This window comes from Actinopolyspora sp. BKK2, assembly GCF_011291845.1.
In the GTDB taxonomy this organism is placed as follows: domain Bacteria; phylum Actinomycetota; class Actinomycetes; order Mycobacteriales; family Pseudonocardiaceae; genus Actinopolyspora; species Actinopolyspora saharensis.
On record NZ_JAANTE010000002.1, the window covers coordinates 47,187 to 67,768 of the forward strand.

Below are 20,582 nucleotides of genomic sequence, written 5' to 3' on the forward strand. Positions count from 1 at the left end.
CGGGCACTGGCCCGTGATTCGCGGCCCCTTCCGGCCTCTTTCGAGGACTTCCGGAGACTTCGATGTGACCTCGGTCTCCTCCCCCGGAAAACAAGTTGCTTGGTGAAACTAAGTATCTTTATAGTTGCTTGTACCAACCAAAGGAATGGGCGATGACGTCGCACACCGAAGCCTGCGGGCAGTTGCTGGGGCCGCTTCGGAATCTCCTGGGGTTCAGGCAGACGGCGCTGCAGCGGGCGCAGCAGAGCAACGATCTGACCGTTTCCGGAACCGGACTGCTGGCCGAACTCGTGCACGGCGGCGAGTCGCGGGCTTCCGATCTCGCCCACGACCGCGTGGTGGACGCCTCCGTGGTGAGCAGGCAGTTGGGTCACCTCGAGCAGGAGGGGCTGATCGAGCGCAGGCCCGATCCGGAGGACCGCAGGGTCTCGCTGCTGCGGGCCACCGACCGGGGGCGGGAGGTGCTGGCCGAGCGCGAGGAGCAGAAGGCGCGCTGGCTCAGCCACGCGCTGCGCGACTGGGACGGCGCGGAACTCGCCGAGCTCGCCGAACTGCTGCGGGAGTTCTCCTGCGACCTGCTCGAAGCCTCGCGCGAGGCGCTGGCCGCTCCGGACGAAGCGATCGAGGAAGGGAACCGATGACGACATCGAGCCTCGCGGAAACCAAGGACGGCCCGGCACCGCCGAACGCCGCGCGGGGAGCCGAACAGCGCGACGGGGCCTCCGGGAGCGGGGAGCGGGCCGCGGGCGGCGACGCGATGACGCACCGGCAGGTGCTCAAGGCGTTCGTGGGCCTGATGCTGGCTCTGCTGGTGGCCATCCTCAGCTCCACCATCGTGTCCAACGCGCTTCCCCGGATCACCGCCGAGCTCAACGGAACCCAGGGTCAGTACACCTGGGTGGTCACGGCGATGCTGCTGACCTCGACGGCGACCACCCCGCTGTGGGGCAAGCTGTCCGACCTGTTCAGCAAGAAACTGCTCTACCAGCTGGCCATCGCCGTCTTCACCCTCGGATCGATACTCGGCGGGTTCTCCCAGTCGATGGGGATGCTCATCGGCTTCCGCGCGATCCAGGGGATCGGCATGGGCGGGATGCAGGCCCTGATCCAGGTGGTGATCGCGGCCATGGTCGCCCCGCGCGACCGCGGTCGCTACACCGGCTACATCGGGGCGACCTTCGCGGTCGCCACCACGAGCGGGCCGCTGGTGGGCGGTCTCATCGTGGACTCGCCACTGGGCTGGCGTTGGTGCTTCTGGGTGACTGCCCCGATCGCGGTCATCGCCTTCCTCGTGCTGGGGCGCACCCTGCGGCTGCCCGTGATCAAGCGGGACGTCTCGATCGACTGGTTCGGCGCGCTGTTCCTGGTCGGGGGAGTGAGCCTGCTGCTGGCCTGGGTCTCCCTGGCGGGCAAGCAGTTCGACTGGGTCTCCTGGCCGACGCTCGGCTTCGTCGCGGGCGGGCTGGTGGCCCTGATCGTGGCCGTGGTCATCGAGACGAAGGTGCGCGAACCGATCGTGCCGCTGGGCATGTTCCGCAACCCCACGGTCACGCTGGCGATCATCGCCATGGTGGCGGTCGGTACCGCCATGTTCGGCGGTTCGGTCTTCCTGGCCCAGTACTTCCAGCTGGGGCGCGGCTACACCCCGACGGAAGCCGGGCTGATGACCCTGCCGATGGTGCTCGGCCTGTTCGTCTCCTCGACGATCTCCGGGCAGATCATCTCCAGGATCACCGGCAAGATCAAGCCGTTCCTCATCGGCGGGAGCGTGGTGCTCACCGTGGGGATGGGGCTGTTGAGCACGATCGACTCGGACACGCCGCTGCCGATCGTGGACGTCTACCTCGCGCTGATGGGGATCGGCGTGGGTGCGCTGATGCAGAACCTCGTGCTCGCGGTCCAGAACAGCGTCGGCACCAGGGACATGGGGTCGGTGACCTCGGTGGTCACCTTCTTCCGCACGCTCGGCGGTTCGGCCGGGGTGTCCGTGCTGGGCGCGGTGCTGGGGACGCGGGTGTCCGACTACGTCAGCGACGGGATGTCCGAGCTGCCCGGGGGCGCTTCGGCGGCTTCGAACATCGGTGGTTCGGGAAGCGTCTCCCTGGACATCAACAGCCTTCCCGCGCCGATCGAGGCGATCGTGCACGACGCCTACGGCATGGCCATCGGGGACCTGTTCTTCATCACCGCCTGCATCTCGGTGGTGACCCTGCTCGCCGTGCTGGTGATCCGCGAGGTCCCACTGCGCACCACCGTCGAGAAGCAGGAGCCGGAAGACGAGCACCGGCCTGTGGAAAATTCTGGAGAGCTTGTGGACAACTCGTCGAGCGGTGGTGCCGGGGCGACGGCCGGTGCTTCCGCTTCGGCGCAGCCGATCAGGCGTGAAGGGGACGTTTTGGAGGCAGCGGGCCGCACTGTGCACACAACGGAGAAGCTTGTGGACAACTCTGTGGACAGGTCTGGGGACAACCTTGGGGAGAACTCGTTTGACAGCTGGTCATCGACGTCATCCGATGGTGGTTCCGCGAAGCACGCGCCCGGTGTGAACGGCACGAGCCTCACCGGTTCCCTCTACCCGGGCGACGGTGGCGTGACCGTGTACGGAGTGGTCCGCGGTCCGGGTGGCTCCCCGCTCGCGGAGGCGGTGCTCACCCTGACCGACTCGCTGGGCAACCAGATAGACCGCGCCCGCTCGGACGAGCAGGGACACTACCGCGTGACACCGACCGGCGGCGGGACCTACGTGCTGATCGCCGCGGCCGGGGACTACCAGCCGTCCGCCTCCATGATCGCCGTGTCCGGCCGCGCGGTGCGGCACGACGTGGAGCTGTCCGGCGGGGCCGGACTGACGGGGATGGTGCGCAGCGGTCCGGTCCCCGTGCCGGAGGCGACCGTCGTGCTGACCGACGTGCGCGGCAGCGTCGTCGCCGCGACCAGGACCGGCAGCGGAGGGGGCTACGAGCTCTCCGACCTGATCGGGGGTTCCTACGCCCTCACCGTCACCGCCGACGGCTACCAGCCGGTGAGCACCGAGGTGACCATCTCCGAGGGCAAGCAGTCCACGCTCGACGTGGCTCTCGAGGCCGGGGCTCGGGTCAGCGGGGTGATCCGCTCCGCCCGGATGGGACACGCCGTCCCCGAGGCGCAGGTGACCCTGCTGGACTCCACGGGCGGGGTGGTCGCGTCCACGGTCACCGATGTGGACGGGACCTACGAGTTCACCGATCTCTCGCACGGCGAGTACACCGTGATCGCCACCGGCTACCCGCCCACGGCGAACACGGTGCAGGTTCGGGAGGAGCAGATCGGCTACGACATAGCGCTCGGGCTGGAGTAGCCCGCGAACGGAATCGCCGCACGCAGCGGGACGCGGTCCGGTTCCGCGTCCCACCTGATCGCACGAGAGGAAGGCCGGATGGATTCCGGGCAGGACGCAGCAGGAGCGCGCGGGAGCCGGGAAGGCGGCGCGGTCACGGTACAGGTCCGTTCGCTCGGTGGTTGGCCGATATCGGACGCGGTGCTGACCGTCACCGACGGATCGGGGACCCAGCGCGGGCGGGTCCACGCGGACGCGGAGGGGCACGCGCGGGTGGACGGTCTCGCCGAGGGGCGGTACACGGCGATCGTCACCGCTCTGGGGCACCAGCCCACCGCGCGGACGGCGATGGCTCGTCCCGGGCAGGAGGCGGCGCTAGGAACCGTCGAGCTCTCCCCGGTCAGCGGGGGTGAGCTGCCCGAACCGGGGGTGTGGCGCATCGATCCGGAGCACTCCTCGATCCGGGCCACCGCGCAGCACCTCGGGATAAGCAGCATCCACGGCCGGTTCAACGAGTTCGGCGGCGAGATCAGGATGGCGCGCCCGGTGGAGTCCTCCCGGGTGGCGGTGCGGATCGACGCCTCGAGCGTGGACACGGGCAACGAGCAGCGCGACCAGCACCTGCGCAGCGCGGACTTCCTCGACGTGGCCAACCATCCCGAGATCCTCTTCGAGGTGACCGGCATCAGCCGGCGGCAGGACGCGAACTGGGACCTGGACGGCAGGCTCACGCTGTGCGGGGTGACGCGTGACGTGCGCCTGGAGACCCGCTTCGCCGGGACCGGCCCGGACCCCTGGGGCGGCACGCGTGCCTCCGCCGCGGCCACGACCCTGCTGCGCAGGGAGGACTTCGCGATGACCTTCAACCAGTCGTTGAGCACCGGGATAGCCGCTATCGGGACCACGCTGCGGATCGACATCGACGTGCAGGCCGTGCTGACCGAGGCAGCCGGGAACGGCTGATCGCGCCGCGGGCCGCGCCCCGCGCGAGGTCGTGGGGCGCGGCCCGCGGCTCGTGCGGAGCTGCCGTGGAGTGAGGTCAGCTCCGATGTTCGAAGGTCAACTCGACGTCCGAACCGTGATAGTAGGTTCGTCCCGCTCGTTTGACCCTCCGCCACTTCCGCTCACTCGCGAGGCGGTACACGGTGCCGTGCGAGGTGTTCCACAGCCGGGAGACCGCTTCGACGCTCAACCAGCGGGGGCGGGTGGTGCTTCCCCCGCTGTCGCTCGCGCCTGCCGTTCCGAGCCTCCTGCTCAGCTTGAGCCACTGGTGGCCGGGCCAGCTGTGCGCGGAGTCGTCCTGGCAGGTTATCTCGAGCGGAGTGTGGTTCTCCGCCGGATGCAGCAGCGCGACGAGCTTCCCGGCGCAGCCCTGCTCCACGCAAGAACCGACGTGCAATCTGCGGGTGGGGTCGGAGTGGAGCACGGCACGGGTCTTCCGCACGAGCTGCGCGATCTCGGAGACAAGTTCCGTCGCGGCACTGTGCGAGACCAACCAGTCGGAGTGCTTCACCAGAAACGCCGCCATGTCCGCGACGGCCCTTCGCGGGGCCGCCACTCTCCGCTGCTCCACGACCATGCCCGTCCACGAACCGAGAACGTGGAGCACGGAGGTGCGGGCGTCGGATGCCCCCGCGTTGAAGGGCAGGGACGGTTCGGAAGTGCCCGTGACCCGCTCGCGGAGCCGGCTCGGGCTGACGGTGGTCCCTCCGAGGGCGTGGCCGCACGCCCTGTGGAGGTCGGGCAGCACGCGAAGTCCGTGGAGCAGCTCGTCCCGGCACCCGTCGCAGAGTTCCGCCCCTGCCGGGGCGGTCCGGGCGTCGTCCCCCGAGTCGGCTCGCCGGCGGCATCCCGGGCCGGCGCACGGATTCCTCGACGATTTTTCTGAGCCCGTGTTCTGCCACATCTTTTGCTCCCCCAGAGCGAGCCGTTGAGGATCGTTCCGCGCACTCCGGAGTGCGCGGGCCGGATAGAGGCTAGAAACTCCGTGGATGCGTGGCAACACCTGCTTTCGGCTTCGTTCGCGGAATTGATCACGAATTTACCTTTGGTTTTCGTTTGACGAACTTCGGACGCAGTGTTGTAGGAAACTTGAACCGGGAGCGGTTGACCGTGCGGGGGGTGGGCGAAGAATATTGGTGACAACCTGGATTCCGCTGTCTACAGGGGATGACCACAGCGGACGTGCCGCGTGAAGCGGGAGTTCGCCCGCTCGGGAAGGCATGTGCGGAGGGGGCGCGCGATTGGCGGGCTGTGCGGTTTCCGGGTGGTAGTCAGTCCCGGAGGCGGAGGCCCGCGCACGCGTTCTCCCGTTTTCCCGGGGCGCGCGGCCAGTTGCCCGGTTCGGAGTGGACGAGCTGGTTTGTTTTCGTTTTTCGTCGTGGTTCGTGTTTTTCTGGTGGGATTTCTCGTGGATTCGCGTGTTTCCGGAAGAAGAGCGTGGGACGAGGGCCGAGGCGTGCGAGTGGACGGTGCCGTTCCGCCCGTGCGAAGGCGCGGGCGGAACGGCGAGCGCGTTCGCCGTGAGGGCGCGCGACCCGCGGACCGCGTGGCCGAGCAGGACTCGAGTCCGCCCGCGGAGGGGGAGGTCGCGACGGACGAGGACCACCTCGTGCGCGGTTACGACTGATCATCCCTCCGGAGCGGGTGCGTGGGCCGGAGAGCGCGGTCGTGCCGGGTTCGCCGCGCGGTTCGCCTCCGGCGTCATCAGTGCTCGCGGGCGGGATGGCGCGGTTGCTTGGCTGGTTGTCCCCGGGGCAGGAGTCCGGCAGCCTGATCCAAAAGCCATGATCAAGTACTGTATCGGACCAACATTGTCACTTGACATGACAATAATGCATCGTAGCATTCAAGTGTGAGTGATCAGCAAACTTCCCCGGAGGCGGGGGCACCGGCCATGGACCGGCCTGCGTTCCTGCTGTCCTCCCTGGGGGTGCAAGTGGCCAACGAATTCACCGAGCGACTGCGACCGCTCGGGCTGGAGCCGATCGAGTTCGCCCTGCTCGCGCACCTGGAGTCCGCGGAGGGGAGCTCCCAGCAAGCCCTGGCGGAGGCCCTCGGGGTGCATCGCAACGCGATGGTCGGACTCGTCGACGAGCTCGAGAAGCGGGGACTGGTGCAGCGCCATCCCCATCCCGACGACCGCAGGGCCAAGGCGCTGCACCTCACCGAGCGCGCCCGCGAGCTGGTCGAGCGCGGATATCGCGCGGCGGACGAGCACGACGCGGACCTGCTGTCCACCGTGGAGGAGTCCGAGCGCCCACAGCTGATCTCATTGCTGCGGCGCGTCGCCGAGGACCGCGGAGTGAGCCCGCGGGGGCACCCGTGCTTGACGCAGCATCCCGGGCCGGTCAAGCAGTCCACCACGGACCGAGCGGACGAGGACTCCAGATGATCGAAGTCAGCCAACTGACCCGGAAGTTCAGCACGAAGCAGGGCACGGTCGAGGCGGTCCGCGGGGTCGACTTCGAGGTGGCCGAGGGCGAGACGGTCGGTTTCCTGGGGGCCAACGGCGCCGGGAAGACGACCACCCTCCGGATGTTGACCACCCTGCTCGGCCCCAGCTCGGGGACGGCCACCGTCGCTGGGCACGACCTGCGCAGTGAGCCGATCGAGGTGCGCAAGCGCATCGGCTACGTCGCCCAGGCGGGCGGGACCGACCCGCGGACCTCGGTGCGGGAGGAGCTCGCGCTGCAGGCCAGGCTCTACCGGGTTCCGGCCTCCGAGGTCCCGGAACGGGTGCGGCGGGTGAGCCACCAGCTCGACCTGCACGACCTGCTGGACCGGGAGGCCGGGGCGCTGTCCGGAGGGCAGCGCCGCAGGTTGGACATCGCGCTGGGACTCATCCACCGGCCGCCGCTGGTGTTCCTGGACGAACCCACCAGCGGGCTCGACCCGCAGGCCCGCAGCGCGCTGTGGGAGCACATCCGGCGGCTGCGCGAAGAGCTCGGAACCACGATCTTTTTGACCACGCACTACCTGGAGGAGGCGGACGCGCTCTGCGACCGGCTGCTGATCATCGATCAGGGCCGGATCGTGACCGAGGGGAAGCCGGAGGAGCTCAAGAGCCGGGCAGCCGGCGACCTGATCACCATCGAGCTGCCGAGCGGGGAGCTGGTGGACCGGGCGAAGGCGCTTCTCGGGTCACGGGACGACGTCCGCGAGCTCGCCGCGGCGGGTTCGACGCTGCGGCTCACGGTGGAGCGCGGCGAGCAGGCGGTGCTGGACATGCTGCGCGTGCTGGACGGTGCCGAACTCCGGCCGACCGCCATCAACCTGGCCCGCCCCTCGCTCGACCAGGTCTTCCTGGCCTTCACGGGCCGCTCGCTGTCCGACGACCCCGGCGCCACGACCTGAGCGAGGAGGGCTTTTCCATTGGAACTGCTGCTGGACACCCGCCTGATTTTCGGCCGTTACCTGCGGCAGCTGATGCGCAACAAGACAGCCCTGCTGTTCGGAGTGCTGCAACCCCTGCTCTACCTCGGATTCTTCGGGCCGCTGCTGACCCGGATGCCGGGGTCCGGAGCGCTCTACGACGGCCAGGGCGTCTGGCAGGGCTTCGTGCCGGGGATGCTGGTCATGCTGGGGCTGTTCGGTTCGGCATTCGCGGGCTTCGGCCTCATCGGCGAGCTGCGCCTGGGCGTCGTGGAGCGGATGCGCGTGACACCGGCCAGCAGACTGGCGCTGCTCATGGGGCGCGTGGGCACGGACGTGCTCCGGGTCGAGCTGCAGGCGGTGCTGCTGTTGCTGGCCGCCTTCGGGTTCGGGCTGCGCGCTCCGGTGCTCGGGATCCTCATCTCGCTCGGGATCCTCGGGATGATCAGCGGGTGCATCGCCTCGCTGTCCTACGCCGTGGCGCTGCTGACCCGCGAGGAGAACTCCTTCGCCCCGCTGCTGAACGCCGTGCTGCTGCCGCTGGTGCTGCTGTCGGGCATCCTGCTGCCGATGTCGCTGGCACCGGGCTGGCTGAACGCACTGGCGCACCTGAGCCCGTTCCTGTACGTCGTGAACGGGCTGCGGGACGCCTTCGCGGGCGACTACGGTTCGCCGGCCATGCTGGTCGGGCTGCTCGTGACGTTCGTGTTCACCGCGGTCTCGCTCACGGTCGGCGCGCTGACCTTCCGCAGGGAGAACGCCTGAGGGGCGGGTGGCGAGCGCCGATCCGGCGCCCGAGGGCTCGTTCTCGCCGTTCGATTCCTGGACTTCCCGCGATCCAGGTCGTGGGCACGTTTTCCGACCGATCCACGAGTCCGACCGATCCACGAAGGAGTACCGAATGATTGTGGTGACCGGCGCCACCGGCAACATCGGCAGTGTGCTGGTGCGGCAGCTCGCGGAGAGCGGGGCGCGCTGCGCGCGCTGACGCGGGACGCGACGCGGGCGGTCGTTCCGTCCGGGGTCGAGGTGGTCGAGGGCGATCTGGGGCGGCCCGAATCGCTGCGTCCGGTCTGGGAGGGCGTGGAATCGCTCTTCCTGCTGCGCACGGGCAACGAGGACACCGAGGCCGTTCTGCGGTCAGCCCGGCAGGCGGGTGTCGAGCACGTGGTGATGGTCTCGTCGCTGCTCGCGGAGACCCATCCGGGCTCCCCGATCGGCGGTGGAGCGCTGCAGGGCGAGCAGGTGGTGCGGGACAGCGGGATGTCCTGGACGATTCTGCGGCCCTGGGAGTTCGCCTCGAACGCGCTGTGGTGGGCGTGGGAGATTCGCGAGCACGGTGTGGTGCGCACCGCCGGTGGTGACGTGGGGTCGCCGGTGATCGACCCCGCCGACATCGCCTCGGTGGCGGGCCGGGTGCTCACCGAGCGGGGACACGGGGAGCGGATCTACCCGCTCACCGGGCCCGTCGAGATCACTCCGCGCGAGCGGGTTCGCAGCATCGGGCGGGCGCTGGGGCGTGACCTCGTCTTCGAGGAGCTGACCGCGGAGGAGGAGCGCGAAAGGCTGAAGCAGTTCATGCCGGAGGAAGCGGCCGACTTGGTGGCCGACGTCGATTCCGGCGGCGGTCAGCAGGACCCCGGAATCCGGACCACCGTGGAGGACCTGACCGGGATTCCACCGCGAACGTTCGAGCAGTGGGTCAACGACCACGCCGATTCCTTCCGGTGAGCACCGGTCCGGTTCTCGTGCGGGCGTTCCCACGACACTGCTGTTTTCCGGAGGGGAATTTCACCCAATCGAACCCCGGGTGACCGGGAAATTTTGTTCGCGTCCCAGCGCAGCGCTCGTTGACTTCCAGTTGGCTGGAAGTTTCACGATGTCGAGTGCTGCTGGGACCGTTCACTGAGACTGATGGGGGTAGTTCGATGATTCTGGTGACGTCGGCGACCGGGAACGTGGGTGGCCACCTGGTTCGCCAGCTGCACGAGTCCGGTTTCGCGGTGCGGGCGATGACCCGGGACTCGAGCCGGGCCGGCGTGCCTGCCGGGGTGGAGGTCGTGGAAGGGGATCTCGAGGCTCCGGAATCGCTCGGGGAGGTTTTCGACGGGATTACCGGTTTCTTCGTCCTGGGGAGCACGGGGGACCTTCCCGGCGTGCTCGGCACGGCCTCGGCCGCAGGCGTGAAGCGGGTCGTGCTGGTGTCCTCGTTCCTGGCCCGGACTCACCCGGAGTCCGCCATCGGAGGGGGATCGCTGGAGGCGGAACGGCTCGTTCGGGAGAGCGATCTCGAGGAGACCGTGCTGCGCCCCTGGGAGTACACCTCGAACGTGACGGCGTGGGCCGAGGGGATACGTGCGGAGGGGGCGGTGCGCCCTCCGACGGCGGGACTACCGTCCCCCGCCGTTCACCCCGCCGACATTGCCTCGCTGGCGGCGCACGCGTTGACGGAGGAGGGGCACGGTGGGCAGACCTACCCCTTGACCGGGCCCGAGGAGCTGACACCGCGGGACAAGGTGCGTGCCCTGGGCGAGGCCCTCGGACGCGAACTCGTCTACGAGGAGCGGCCGGACCAGCGGGAACTGGAGCGGATCTCCGAGCAGGCGCCGGACGAGGCCACGGCCGGTTTGATGGTCCCCGGGGTCTGCTCCCTGCGGAGCCCCGGGGTGACCGACACCGTGGAGCGGGTCACCGGTAGCCCGGCCCGGAGCTTCGGGCAGTGGGCCGCGGAGAACGCTCACCTCTTCCGGTGAGCGGAGAAGATCTGGATAGCGCGGCCTCCCGTCCCGAGGGTCGCGCTCGGAGAGGACAGTGTGAATGCGTTACCGCCTTCTGGGCCGAACCGGGCTTCGCGTTTCGGAGTTCTTCCTGGGGGCCATGCACTTTTCCGGAGGGGACGGGGGAGTCTCCCGGGAAGAGGCCGAGCGCGTCGTCGACACCTACGCGGAAGCCGGCGGCAACGTCGTGGACACCGCCGTGACCTACGGCGAGGGGCACAGCGAGGAGCTCGTCGGGGAGATCCTCGAGGGGCGCCGGGATCGGTTCGTGCTGTCGACCAAGTACGGCATGTCACGGGACGGGACCGATCCCAACGCCGCGGGCAGTCATCGCAAGAACCTCGTCCGCTCCCTGGAGAGCAGCCTGCGGAAGCTGCGCACCGACCACATCGATCTGTACTGGGTTCACCTGTGGGACCGGAACACGCCGCTGGAGGAGACGATGCGGGCGCTCGACGACGTCGTGCGCTCCGGAAAGGTGCTCTACGTCGGGATCTCCGACACCCCGGCCTGGGTGGTGGCCCGGGCCAACACCCTCGCCGAGTGGAAGGGGTGGACGCCGTTCGCCGGTCTGCAGGTCCCGTACAACCTGCTGAACCGTGACGTCGAGCGCGAGCTGCTGCCGATGGCCGAGGACATGGGGTTGACGCTGGCCGCGTGGTCGCCGTTGGCGCACGGGAAGCTGGCGGGCAAGGGGGGCAGCGGTTCCTCCTCCGAGCCGGAGCAGGAACGCGAGCGCGCCGTGCTGGAGGAACTCCGCGCCGTCGCGGATGAGCTCGGGGCCGCTCCCGGTCAGGTGGCCCTGGCCTGGCTCCGGAAGCGTTCCGGGATCGTGCACCCGATTCTGGGGGCGAGCCGTGCCGAGCAGCTCGCGAGCAACCTGGATGCGCCGGAAGTCGATCTCGCGGCGGAGCACGTCCGGCGGCTCGACGAGTCGACGCGGTTCTCGCGAGGCTTTCCCGGTGACTTCCTGGGCGGGCTGCCCGAGTGGGTCTGGGGTGAGGCCAACGGCAGGCTCGACGGGAGGTGAGCGGGGAGGCCTCCGCGGTCGAGCCGGTGGGGAAGTCGGCCGGGAATTCTGAGGAGCTTTCGGGCGCGCCACCAGTGCGCCACCGGGTCGTGCGCGTCCCCGGGGACGCGCCTGCGGCCGCGCAGCTGCTCGGGTGGCACCGGTCGCGGGTAGCGGCCCCGATGTCGTGACGGGGCCGTCGTCCGGAACGTGCGCTACGCGACAGGGTGATCGTGGGTGACGCGCGTATAGTCGTGTCGTTATACTTGAGTCAAACGGACTCAAGTTTGCTTCTGCTGCTGATGCGAAGCAGCCGTCACCGGTGGCCGCCCACGGGTATCGGAGTCGGAAGGGGTACCCGGCGGACGCGGACGAAGGGGACGAGTTCCCGATCACGACGAGGTGAGGAATGGACGCTTTCAACCCGACGACCAAGACCCAGCAGGCGATCTCCTCCGCCGCCCAGGCCGCCACCATGGCGGGCAACCCCGACGTGACCCCCGCGCACCTGCTCGGGGCGCTGCTGGCGCAGAGCGACGGGCTGGCCTCACCGCTGCTGTCCGAGGCCGGCGCCGACCCGGCGCGGGTGCGTTCCGAGTGCGAGCAGATCGCCAACGGGCTGCCCGCGGCCTCGGGGTCCACGGTCTCCAGCCCGCAGCTCTCGCGGGAGTCGGTCAAGGCCCTCACCCACGCGCAGCAGCTGGCCACGGAGCTGGGCGACGAGTACGTCTCGGTCGAGCACCTGCTGGTGGGGCTGGCCACGGAGGGTGGACAGGTGGCCGAGCTGCTCCGGAACAGCGGAGCCACCCCGGACGCGCTCCGGGAGGCGTTCACCAGGGTGCGCGGTTCGGCGCGGGTCACCAGCCCCGACCCGGAGGGCACCTACAACGCGCTGGAGAAGTACGGCCTCGACCTGACCGAACGCGCCCGCAGCGGTGACCTGGACCCGGTCATCGGCAGGGACACCGAGATCCGCCGGGTGGTGCAGGTGCTGTCCCGGCGCACCAAGAACAACCCCGTGCTGATCGGTGAGCCCGGCGTGGGCAAGACCGCGATCGTGGAAGGGCTGGCCCAGCGCATCATCGCCGGTGACGTGCCCGAGTCGCTGCGCGACAAGCGCGTGGTCGCGCTGGACGTGGGATCCATGGTGGCCGGGGCCAAGTACCGCGGCGAGTTCGAGGAGCGCCTCAAGGCGGTGCTCAAGGAGATCACCGAGTCCGAGGGGCAGGTGATCACCTTCATCGACGAGCTGCACACCATCGTGGGCGCCGGGGCAGGCGGCGAGGGCGCCATGGACGCGGGCAACATGATCAAACCCATGCTGGCCCGCGGTGAGCTCCGCATGGTCGGCGCGACCACGCTCGACGAGTACCGCAAGCACGTCGAGACGGACGCCGCGCTGGAGCGCAGGTTCCAGCAGGTCATGACCGGGGAACCGAGCCCGGACGACGCGGTGGCGATCCTGCGCGGGCTCAAGGAGCGCTACGAGGTGCACCACGGTGTGCGCATCACCGACGGTGCGCTGGTGGCTGCCGCGACGCTGTCGGACCGCTACATCACGGACCGCTACCTGCCGGACAAGGCCATCGACCTGGTCGACGAGGCGGCCTCGCGGTTGCGGATGGAGATCGACTCGCGTCCGGTGGAGATCGACGAGGTGGAGCGCGCCGTCCGCAGGCTCGAGATCGAGGAGATGGCGCTGTCGGCCGAGCAGGACCAGGACTCGCGGGAGCGGCTCGAGACCCTGCGCCAGGAGCTGGCCGACCAGCGCGAGCGGCTGTCCGAGCTGACCGCGCGCTGGCAGCAGGAGAAGGAGTCCATCGACCGGGTGCGGGACCTCAAGGGTCAGCTCGAATCGGTGCGCGGCGAGTCGGAGCGCGCCGAGCGCGACGGTGACCTCGGCAAGGCGGCCGAGCTGCGCTACGGTCGCCTCCCGGAGCTGGAGAAGGAGCTGGAGGAGGCCACCGAGGCGCAGAACCGCTCCAAGGCGATGCTCCAGGAGGAGGTCTCCCCGGACGACGTGGCCGAGGTGGTCAGCTCCTGGACCGGCATCCCCGCGGGACGCCTGCTGGAGGGCGAGACGGCCAAGCTGCTCCGGATGGAGGAGGCGCTCGGTTCCCGCGTGATCGGGCAGTCCGAAGCGGTGCGGGCGGTCTCGGACTCGGTGCGCCGCTCCCGTGCCGGGGTGGCCGATCCGGACAGGCCGATGGGGTCCTTCCTGTTCCTCGGGCCCACCGGGGTGGGCAAGACCGAGCTGGCCAAGGCCCTGGCCGAGTTCCTCTTCGACGACGAGCGCGCGATGGTGCGCATCGACATGAGCGAGTACTCCGAGAAGCACTCGGTCGCGCGCCTGGTGGGTGCACCGCCGGGGTACGTGGGCTACGACCAGGGTGGTCAGCTCACCGAGACCATCCGCAGGCGCCCGTACTCCGTGGTGCTGCTCGACGAGGTCGAGAAGGCCCACCAGGACGTCTTCGACGTGCTGCTGCAGGTGCTCGACGACGGCAGGCTCACCGACGGACAGGGGCGCACGGTGGACTTCCGCAACACCATCCTGGTGCTGACCTCGAACCTGGGCTCGCAGGCCGTCGCGGACCGGAACCTCTCCGAGTCCGAACGGGACGAGGCCGTGATGACGGTGGTGCGCAACCAGTTCAAGCCGGAGTTCCTGAACCGCCTGGACGACACGCTGGTGTTCCACGCGCTGTCCACCGAGCAGCTGACCTCGATCGTGGACATCCAGGTGGACCGGTTGGCGCGCAGGCTGGCCAAGCGGAGGCTCACGCTGGACGTGAGCCCGGCCGCGAAGGAGTGGCTGGCCGTCAACGGGTTCGACCCGGTGTTCGGGGCCCGGCCGCTGCGGCGGCTGGTCGAGTCGGCCATCGGGGACCAGCTGTCCCGCAAGCTGCTGGCCGGTGACATCAAGGACGGGGACAAGGTGGCCGTGGACGTCGGTTCCGACGGGTCCGCGCTGACCGTGTCCGCTGAGTGAGCCCGCGGCGGAGGCGGGAGGTCGTCTGTGCCGTGCGCTGGGTGCGGCGTGCGGCCCGGCGACCGCTGGTTGCCGGGCACGGGGGACGTGCGGTGCGGCCCCGGTGCGGGCCGCCCGCGCCGCGGAGTGCTTCGTCCGCTTCGCGTGGGGATGCTCCGGGACGGTTCAGCAGGTACTCGCCCTCGGCCGTGCCTGCAGCGGGGAACCTCGTTCCCGACGACGCGCCCGAAGCGGTCGTGGCCGCGGTGCTGGACTCGCTGCACCGGCTCGACCGCTGACCGCCCGTGGTCGTGTCGAGCCGGACGCTTCCCCGTTCGAGGAGGTCAGCTGCGCTGCCCGCCGCTGCCGATCCCGGCCAGCACGGCGAAGACCCCCGCGGCCACGGCGAAGACGATCGTGGCGCTGTGCAGCCCGAACAGCGTGGTCAGGTAGCCGAGCAGGATGCTGGACCCTCCGGCGGACAGGTAGGCGACCACGTAGATCGTCGCCGAGGTGCCCGCGCGCTGCTCGGGCGTGGCCAGCGCGCTGAGCATCCGGAAACCGCCCGCGAACATCAGACCCCAGCCTGCACCCAGCACCACGGACCCGGCGAACAGCAGCGCGGCGCTGCCGAGGACCACGGCCACGGCCACAGCGGCCAGCCCGACCAGCAGCAGCGGGACGGCCAGCCGCACCGCGCGCGTGCCGTGCCAACCCGATGCCAGCACCTGCGCGATGCTGCCGACGCCCGCCAGCACCGTGACGGTCAGCCCGCCGACGAAGTGGGAGTTGCTCTCGACCAGCCCGCTGGCCACCGACGGCCCCAGCGACATGAACATCCCGCCGATGGTCCAGGCCGACAGCATCGTGGTGGCCAGCAGCGCGAACGTCCGCCCCTGCCCTTCCGGAACGGTCGGCCGCTGCGGGCGCAGCACCCGCTTCAGCTCGGCCCGCCTCCCGGTCACCGGCTCGGGCATCGCCAGCACCCCGAGGAACAGGAGCACCAGCGCGGCGATCAGCACGAGATAGCTGAGCACGGTGGGGGCGGGGGCGAACTGGACCAGTGCCCCGGCCAGCACCGATCCCACGGCCATGCCGCCCGCGGCCGCCACCCCGTTCACCAGTGGCCCGCGTCCGCTTCCCCGCGGTTGGAAGTCCATCAGCGTGGCGCTGACCGCGCTGGTCACGGCACCGGTGGCCAGCCCCTGCAGCACGCGTCCCAGGCACAGCCACCAGACTCCTGGGGCGAAGGCCAGCACGAGCAGCGAGACCGCTTCCAGCGCTGTCGCGCCGAGCAGCACCGGGCGGCGGCCCAGGTGATCGGACAGCGAGCCGAACAGCAGCAGCGCGGCGAGTATCCCGATCATGTACACGGCGAAGACCACCGTCAGCACGGTGCTGGAGAAGTGCCATTCGCGCTGGTAGATCGCGTACATGGGCGACGGCGCGGTGGAGGCCATCAGGAACACCGCGAGGATCGCTGCCGCGAGGGTGAACGCTGCGCCGGACCGCGGTCGGCGACCACGTGCTGGCTCCGTGACTGGTGGGGCTGTCGTGGCGCTGGGCTCGGGCGGCATGATTCTCCTCACCGGAACGAGTTATTCCGCGCCGCTCAACACGGTTCCGGAACGGATCATTCCGCTCCGGAGTGCGCTGTGGTGCTTCCCACAGCGCATCCCGGAGGGGCTGCACCGAACGGGGGTCAGCGCTGCTCGCGGAGGGCGCGGAGGAGCGGTGGGGAGCCGCCCCGGCCGTGGCTTCGAAAGCGGTCGGGGTGGATACGGTCGGGGACCGTTTCGCCGCCGGGAGCTTCCGGCGGTGTGGCAGTCGTCGATCGGGGAGAAGCGTGTCGGAGGATCGAAGTTCGGATGCCCGCAACACCGGGGCCTTCCTCGCCTTCCTCACGACGCTGCTCGTGGTTCCGGGGCTGCTGGCGCACGGATCCTGGGTGTTCGCGTCGTTCGAGGGGTGGGCGCACGGCCACGGGATCAGGCCGGTCGCGCTGCTCGGGGGCGTGAGCAACGCGCTGATCGCGGCGGTGCTGGCGGCGGGGACCGTCGTGCTGCTGCTGCGCCGACCGCTGGGACGGTGGATGGTGGTCGCGGGCGCGAGCGGGGCGGTGGTGGCGTTCCTCGTCGAGATCGCGCGGCTCCTGGTGCGGATCGCGCACCTGGAGGACGGTGACACCGAGGCCTTCCTGACGATGGGGCTCCTCTTCCTGTGCGCCGGCCTGCTCGGCCCGGCCCTCACCCTCGTGTGCACCCTCTCCGGAAGCACGGGCGAGTGGCTCCGCCAGGGGCCTCGTGGTTCCTCCGCCGGGGCGGAGCACCGACGGACCTGATCCGGCACGATCCTCCCGTCGGGGCGAGTTGGGCCGCACCGCTTGCGGACGTCCTCGGAACGGATCATTCCGCTCCGAGGTATGCTGTGGTCATGACCACAGCCCAGCAGGCGACGGACTACGACGAACGGGTGATCGACGCGGCTCGTGAGGTGTTCGCGCAGCAGGGGTTCGCCGCTCCCATCTCCGAGGTGGCCGAACTCGCCGGAGTGGGGGTCGCCAGCATCTACCGGCGCTACCCGAACAAGCGGGAGCTGGCCGAGCGCGTCCGGATCGCGGCCACCAGGCGCATCGTCGCCGAGGCTGAGTCAGCACGGGAAGCGGAGTCCGATCCCTGGAAGGCCTTCGAGCGGTTCATGTACGGGTGCCTGCGGGAGCACACCGGAATCGGTGTCGTGCTGCCGCCCCACGCGGACTGCGGGGGTTTCTCGGAGGAGCTGCTCACCTCCCGGGAGCGGATGATCTCGCGGGTGGAGGAGCTCGTAGCGGCGGCGCAGCGCGCCGGGGAACTGCGCGGTGACCTGCGGGCCGCGGACGTGTTCGTGCTGTTCAAGCACCTCAACCCCCCGCTTTCCACCGACGAGCCGCGGCGCGCCGAGCTGCGGGCGCGTTACCTGACCCTGGTGCTGCCCGGCCTGCGGGACGGCTCGATCCCGCTCCCGGGAGCGGCTCCGGACTGGGACGAGCTGCGGCGGATGTGCGAGACCGGAGCGGACTCTACTCACTCGGAAGGGTGAGTCGGTCCCGGGTGGGCGGTCCGCGCCGCCGCGGAATCCGCGGTTAGCGGCGGAATCGTAAGGCAGGTGATCTTCGCAGTGTTTCACCGGCGGACTACCCTGCGCGTGTGGGCATACCTGCATGGGTCTGGTTCGTCGTGGCGGCCGTCGCGATCGCGGCAGGCGTCGCGCTGCTGATCACCGACCGCGCGCGGCGGACGGCAAAAAACCGGGAAAGACGACGTTGGGCGGCGCTGCGCGGCTGGCAGTTCGCCGAGTACGACCAGGTGCTGCCGACCAAGTGGCAACGCGGTTTGCTGCCGCAGTACAGCGGTGCCGTGGCCACCGACATCGTCGCGGGGTCCACTTTCACCGCCGACGGTCGGCGCCAGGTCTCGGTGCTCGACCTGGTGGTCGGTGGCAGGACCGTGGCGGTGCTGGTCGGGTTGCGGTGCCGCAGGCCGATCGCGACCACGCTGGAGTTGTGGCTGCCGGAGGTGCCCGTGCCGCACGAGTCCGAACTGGACCTGCTCGGTCCGGTCGGGTCGCGCTACGCGTTCGTGGGCGATGTGGCCACGGCACGTCCGAACGTCACCCCCGACGTGGTGGACGCCGTCGAGGAGTTCGGTGACGACGTCACCGTGGTCTGGGCAGAGAGCGACTGGGTGCTGGCCGCGCTCGAGCCCGGTGCCACCGATCCCGCGCAGCTGGAGAGCGTCCTGCGCGCCCTCGGACAGCTGGCCGACCTGGTCGATCCGTTCGAAGTGGACCCCAACGAGGACCGGCCTTCCGAGCACTCCGCGCCGGACGAAGCAGTGGAGGAAGCAGTGGAGGAGTCCGCCGACGACGCGGTCGCCGAGGTCGACACCGAGGTCGGGCGGAGCAGGTCGGTCGAGGACGGAACCGCCTGACCCCCGGTGCGGCAGCGGTCCCGCGTGAGAGGAGTTCTCGGTGGGCGGACGGCTCCCCGCGGATCCGTCCGCCCACCGGTGTGCTCGTCCCGCGGGGGCGAGCACCGAGCGGAGGGGCTTCTCCCGGGCGCCGCGGGGCGGCTCCGCGGGGTGGTCCCGGTCGCGTGCGCGGGTAGGCTGCGGGACATGTCTACCGCTCTCGTGACCGGTGCGACGGCTGGGATCGGACGGGCTTTCGCCCGCCGGCTAGCCGCAGAAGGCCATGATCTGGTGCTGGTTGCCCGCGACTCGGAACGGCTGCGCTCGCTGGCGGAGCAGCTGCGCGAGCGCTACGGGACGGCCTGCGAGCCGATCCCGGCCGATCTGACCGACCAGGACGCCCTCCGCGAGGTCGAGCAGCGCCTCGAGGACCCCACCCGGCCGATCGACCTGTTGGTGAACAACGCGGGCTTCGGGACCTCGGGGGCCTTCTGGGACACCGACCCGGAAACCCTGCGCACGCAGGTCGAGCTGAACGTGACGGCAGTGCTGCGGCTGACCCGCGCCGCCGTTCCGGTGATGCGCGGGCTGGGGCGCGGCGACGTGATCAACGTGTCCAGCGTGGCCGGTTTCTTCCCGATGTCCGGGTCGACGTACTCGGCCACGAAGTCCTGGGTCACCACCTTCTCCGAGGGGCTTTCCGCCTCGTTGGCGGGCAGCGGGGTGCGCGTGATGGCGCTGTGCCCCGGTTTCACCCGCACCGAGTTCCACCAGCGGGCCCAGCTGGAGATGAGCGGGCTGCCGCGTGCCTTCTGGCTGGACGCGGACGATCTGGTGCACGGGGCGATGGACGACCTCCGGAAGGGCAGGACGGTCTCCGTTCCCGGAGCGCAGTACAAGGCGCTCGTGTTCCTGGGGCGGCTGGTGCCGAACTGGTTGCAGCGGCTCATCGTGACCAGGGCCGCCCCCGGGCGCACCTGATCGGTTCCCCGCTCGGTGGTGTTCGGTAGCGCGATCGAGGCCACGCGGCTGATGCTGCACGGCCTCGACCGCGTCGGGCTGCTGGGGCAGCCGGGGAGGTTCTCTCGGAGGGCGCCGGCCACAGTCGAAAGTGAAATTTGGTCACTTTTCCTTTCGGGGTGGGAAAAGCCGGTTCCGGGATCGCTGCTAGTTTTTCGGAAAAGGTGACGGCGGTAGAGCGAAAGCGACGTGGCGGTGTCCGCAGCGTCCGGCCGTCCCGTTTCACCACGATTGTCCGCGAGGAATCGGAGAATGCTCATGTCGAACCCGACCGAAGTGGGTTCCGCGATACCCTCCACCGATGTCGAGAGCGCCTACGAGCTCTTCGCGCCGCTGGCGGAGAAGTACTGGGGCCCCGATCTGCACAACGGCTACTGGTACGGCGAGCAGGACGACACCTCGCTGGAGGAGGCTTCGCGGCGACTGACCGAGTTAGTCGCCGACCGGCTCCGCGTCGGCCCGGGCGACCGGGTGCTGGACGTCGGCTGCGGAAACGGCAGGCCCGCCGTCTCGGTGGGCACCGGCACCGGTGCCCAGGTCACCGGGGTGGACGTCAACAGGAGCGCACTGGCCGCGGCGTCCGAGCACGCCGCCGCCAACGGGCTCGGCGACCGGGTCGCCTTCGAGTGCGCGGACGCGCTCGACCTCCCGTTCCGGCCGGGAAGCTTCGACGCCGCGCTGCTGATCGAGTCCTCGCTGCACTTCGAACTGGACGAACTCCTCCCGAGCCTCGCCGGAATGCTGCGTCCCGCGGGGCGGCTGGTGCTGGAGACGCCCTACGCGAAAGTGCCGATGAACGAGCGGATGCGGCAGCGCACCGCCGAGTACTACGAGATGATCCAGGCGGTGTCCCTGGACACCCTGCCATGTCATCTCGAGGTCGCGGGCGCTGTCGGGCTGGAACCGGTGGAGTTCCTCGACATCACCGAGAACACGGCGCAGACGTGGCCGCGTGCTCTGGAGCGGCTGCGGGAGAACTGGTCCGAGATCGAGCGGGTGCTCGGCTCCGAGGTCGCCGAGCGCGCCGTGCGGGTGGTCGACGACTGGCGCGCCGTTCCGGAGATCGGGTTCATGGTCATGACGCTGCGCCGCCGGGAACGTGATTCCGAGGCGGGCTGAGCGGTGTGCTCCGCGTTCCCCGTCCGCGGGGAATTAGGTGCGCTTCGGC

Annotated in this window: 17 protein-coding genes; 15 read left to right on the forward strand and 2 right to left on the reverse strand. The window is 70.0% G+C overall.

The features are described 5' to 3' along the window. Window positions 1-152: 152 nt before the first annotated feature. From G9Q41_RS03995 to G9Q41_RS04005, 3 genes are all read left to right on the forward strand, one after another. Window positions 153-641 (forward strand): MarR family transcriptional regulator, encoded by a 489-nt coding sequence (locus G9Q41_RS03995; protein ID WP_092525309.1) that lies wholly within the window; start codon window positions 153-155, stop codon window positions 639-641. Then, window positions 638-3,337 (forward strand): MFS transporter, encoded by a 2,700-nt coding sequence (locus G9Q41_RS04000; RefSeq protein ID WP_165632065.1) that lies wholly within the window; start codon window positions 638-640, stop codon window positions 3,335-3,337. The genes G9Q41_RS03995 and G9Q41_RS04000 overlap by 4 nt, the downstream gene beginning before the upstream one ends. Before the next feature lie 78 nt (window positions 3,338-3,415). Further along, window positions 3,416-4,279, forward strand: a complete 864-nt coding sequence (locus G9Q41_RS04005; RefSeq protein WP_165632064.1) for a YceI family protein — start codon at window positions 3,416-3,418, stop codon at window positions 4,277-4,279. 76 nt (window positions 4,280-4,355) lie between these two features. Here the strand turns inward: G9Q41_RS04005 and G9Q41_RS21465 are convergent, their stop codons facing one another. Continuing rightward, window positions 4,356-5,066 (reverse strand): helix-turn-helix domain-containing protein, encoded by a 711-nt coding sequence (locus G9Q41_RS21465; protein WP_207630589.1) that lies wholly within the window; start codon window positions 5,064-5,066, stop codon window positions 4,356-4,358. Window positions 5,067-6,170: 1,104 nt separating this feature from the next. Between G9Q41_RS21465 and G9Q41_RS04015 the strand changes: the two genes are divergently transcribed. The 7 genes from G9Q41_RS04015 to clpB all read left to right on the forward strand — a co-directional run bounded on the left by G9Q41_RS04015 (window position 6,171) and on the right by clpB (window position 14,468). Then, window positions 6,171-6,710: a MarR family transcriptional regulator gene (locus G9Q41_RS04015; RefSeq protein ID WP_347567473.1), complete on the forward strand. Its 540-nt coding sequence runs from the start codon at window positions 6,171-6,173 to the stop codon at window positions 6,708-6,710. Further along, window positions 6,707-7,672 (forward strand): ATP-binding cassette domain-containing protein, encoded by a 966-nt coding sequence (locus tag G9Q41_RS04020; RefSeq protein ID WP_165632063.1) that lies wholly within the window; start codon window positions 6,707-6,709, stop codon window positions 7,670-7,672. Before G9Q41_RS04015 ends, G9Q41_RS04020 begins: the two co-directional genes overlap by 4 nt. A gap of 18 nt (window positions 7,673-7,690) precedes the next feature. Beyond that, window positions 7,691-8,455 (forward strand): ABC transporter permease, encoded by a 765-nt coding sequence (locus tag G9Q41_RS04025; RefSeq protein ID WP_165632062.1) that lies wholly within the window; start codon window positions 7,691-7,693, stop codon window positions 8,453-8,455. Window positions 8,456-8,674: 219 nt separating this feature from the next. Then, complete coding sequence (locus G9Q41_RS04030) at window positions 8,675-9,421, forward strand: NAD(P)H-binding protein (RefSeq protein WP_242687151.1); 747 nt, start codon at window positions 8,675-8,677, stop codon at window positions 9,419-9,421. 197 nt (window positions 9,422-9,618) lie between these two features. Continuing rightward, window positions 9,619-10,443 (forward strand): NAD(P)H-binding protein, encoded by an 825-nt coding sequence (locus G9Q41_RS04035; protein ID WP_165632061.1) that lies wholly within the window; start codon window positions 9,619-9,621, stop codon window positions 10,441-10,443. Window positions 10,444-10,507: 64 nt separating this feature from the next. After that, window positions 10,508-11,497 carry an aldo/keto reductase gene (locus tag G9Q41_RS04040; RefSeq protein WP_165632060.1) on the forward strand — a complete coding sequence of 330 codons (990 nt, stop codon included), beginning with the start codon at window positions 10,508-10,510 and terminating at the stop codon, window positions 11,495-11,497. 388 nt (window positions 11,498-11,885) lie between these two features. After that, a complete protein-coding gene (gene clpB, locus G9Q41_RS04045) occupies window positions 11,886-14,468 on the forward strand; it encodes an ATP-dependent chaperone ClpB (RefSeq protein WP_165632059.1) in 2,583 nt (860 codons plus the stop codon). A 323-nt stretch (window positions 14,469-14,791) separates the two neighbouring features. Here clpB and G9Q41_RS04050 read toward each other — a convergent pair whose 3' ends face one another. Then, window positions 14,792-16,024, reverse strand: a complete 1,233-nt coding sequence (locus tag G9Q41_RS04050) for an MFS transporter (RefSeq protein WP_165632058.1) — start codon at window positions 16,022-16,024, stop codon at window positions 14,792-14,794. 269 nt (window positions 16,025-16,293) lie between these two features. On the opposite strand from G9Q41_RS04050, the gene G9Q41_RS04055 reads away from it, so the two are divergent. The 5 genes from G9Q41_RS04055 to G9Q41_RS04075 all read left to right on the forward strand — a co-directional run bounded on the left by G9Q41_RS04055 (window position 16,294) and on the right by G9Q41_RS04075 (window position 20,533). Then, the gene (locus G9Q41_RS04055) at window positions 16,294-16,788 is read left to right on the forward strand and encodes a hypothetical protein (protein WP_165632057.1); all 495 of its coding nucleotides are present in this window, start codon (window positions 16,294-16,296) and stop codon (window positions 16,786-16,788) included. 92 nt (window positions 16,789-16,880) lie between these two features. Then, a complete protein-coding gene (locus tag G9Q41_RS04060) occupies window positions 16,881-17,525 on the forward strand; it encodes a TetR/AcrR family transcriptional regulator (protein ID WP_092527857.1) in 645 nt (214 codons plus the stop codon). A 107-nt stretch (window positions 17,526-17,632) separates the two neighbouring features. Next, window positions 17,633-18,415, forward strand: coding sequence for a hypothetical protein (locus G9Q41_RS04065; RefSeq protein WP_207630588.1), 783 nt, complete (start codon window positions 17,633-17,635; stop codon window positions 18,413-18,415). Window positions 18,416-18,601: 186 nt separating this feature from the next. Then, window positions 18,602-19,375 carry an SDR family oxidoreductase gene (locus tag G9Q41_RS04070; protein ID WP_165632056.1) on the forward strand — a complete coding sequence of 258 codons (774 nt, stop codon included), beginning with the start codon at window positions 18,602-18,604 and terminating at the stop codon, window positions 19,373-19,375. A gap of 297 nt (window positions 19,376-19,672) precedes the next feature. Further along, the gene (locus G9Q41_RS04075; RefSeq protein ID WP_165632055.1) at window positions 19,673-20,533 is read left to right on the forward strand and encodes a class I SAM-dependent methyltransferase; all 861 of its coding nucleotides are present in this window, start codon (window positions 19,673-19,675) and stop codon (window positions 20,531-20,533) included. The last annotated feature ends 49 nt before the right edge of the window (window positions 20,534-20,582 follow it).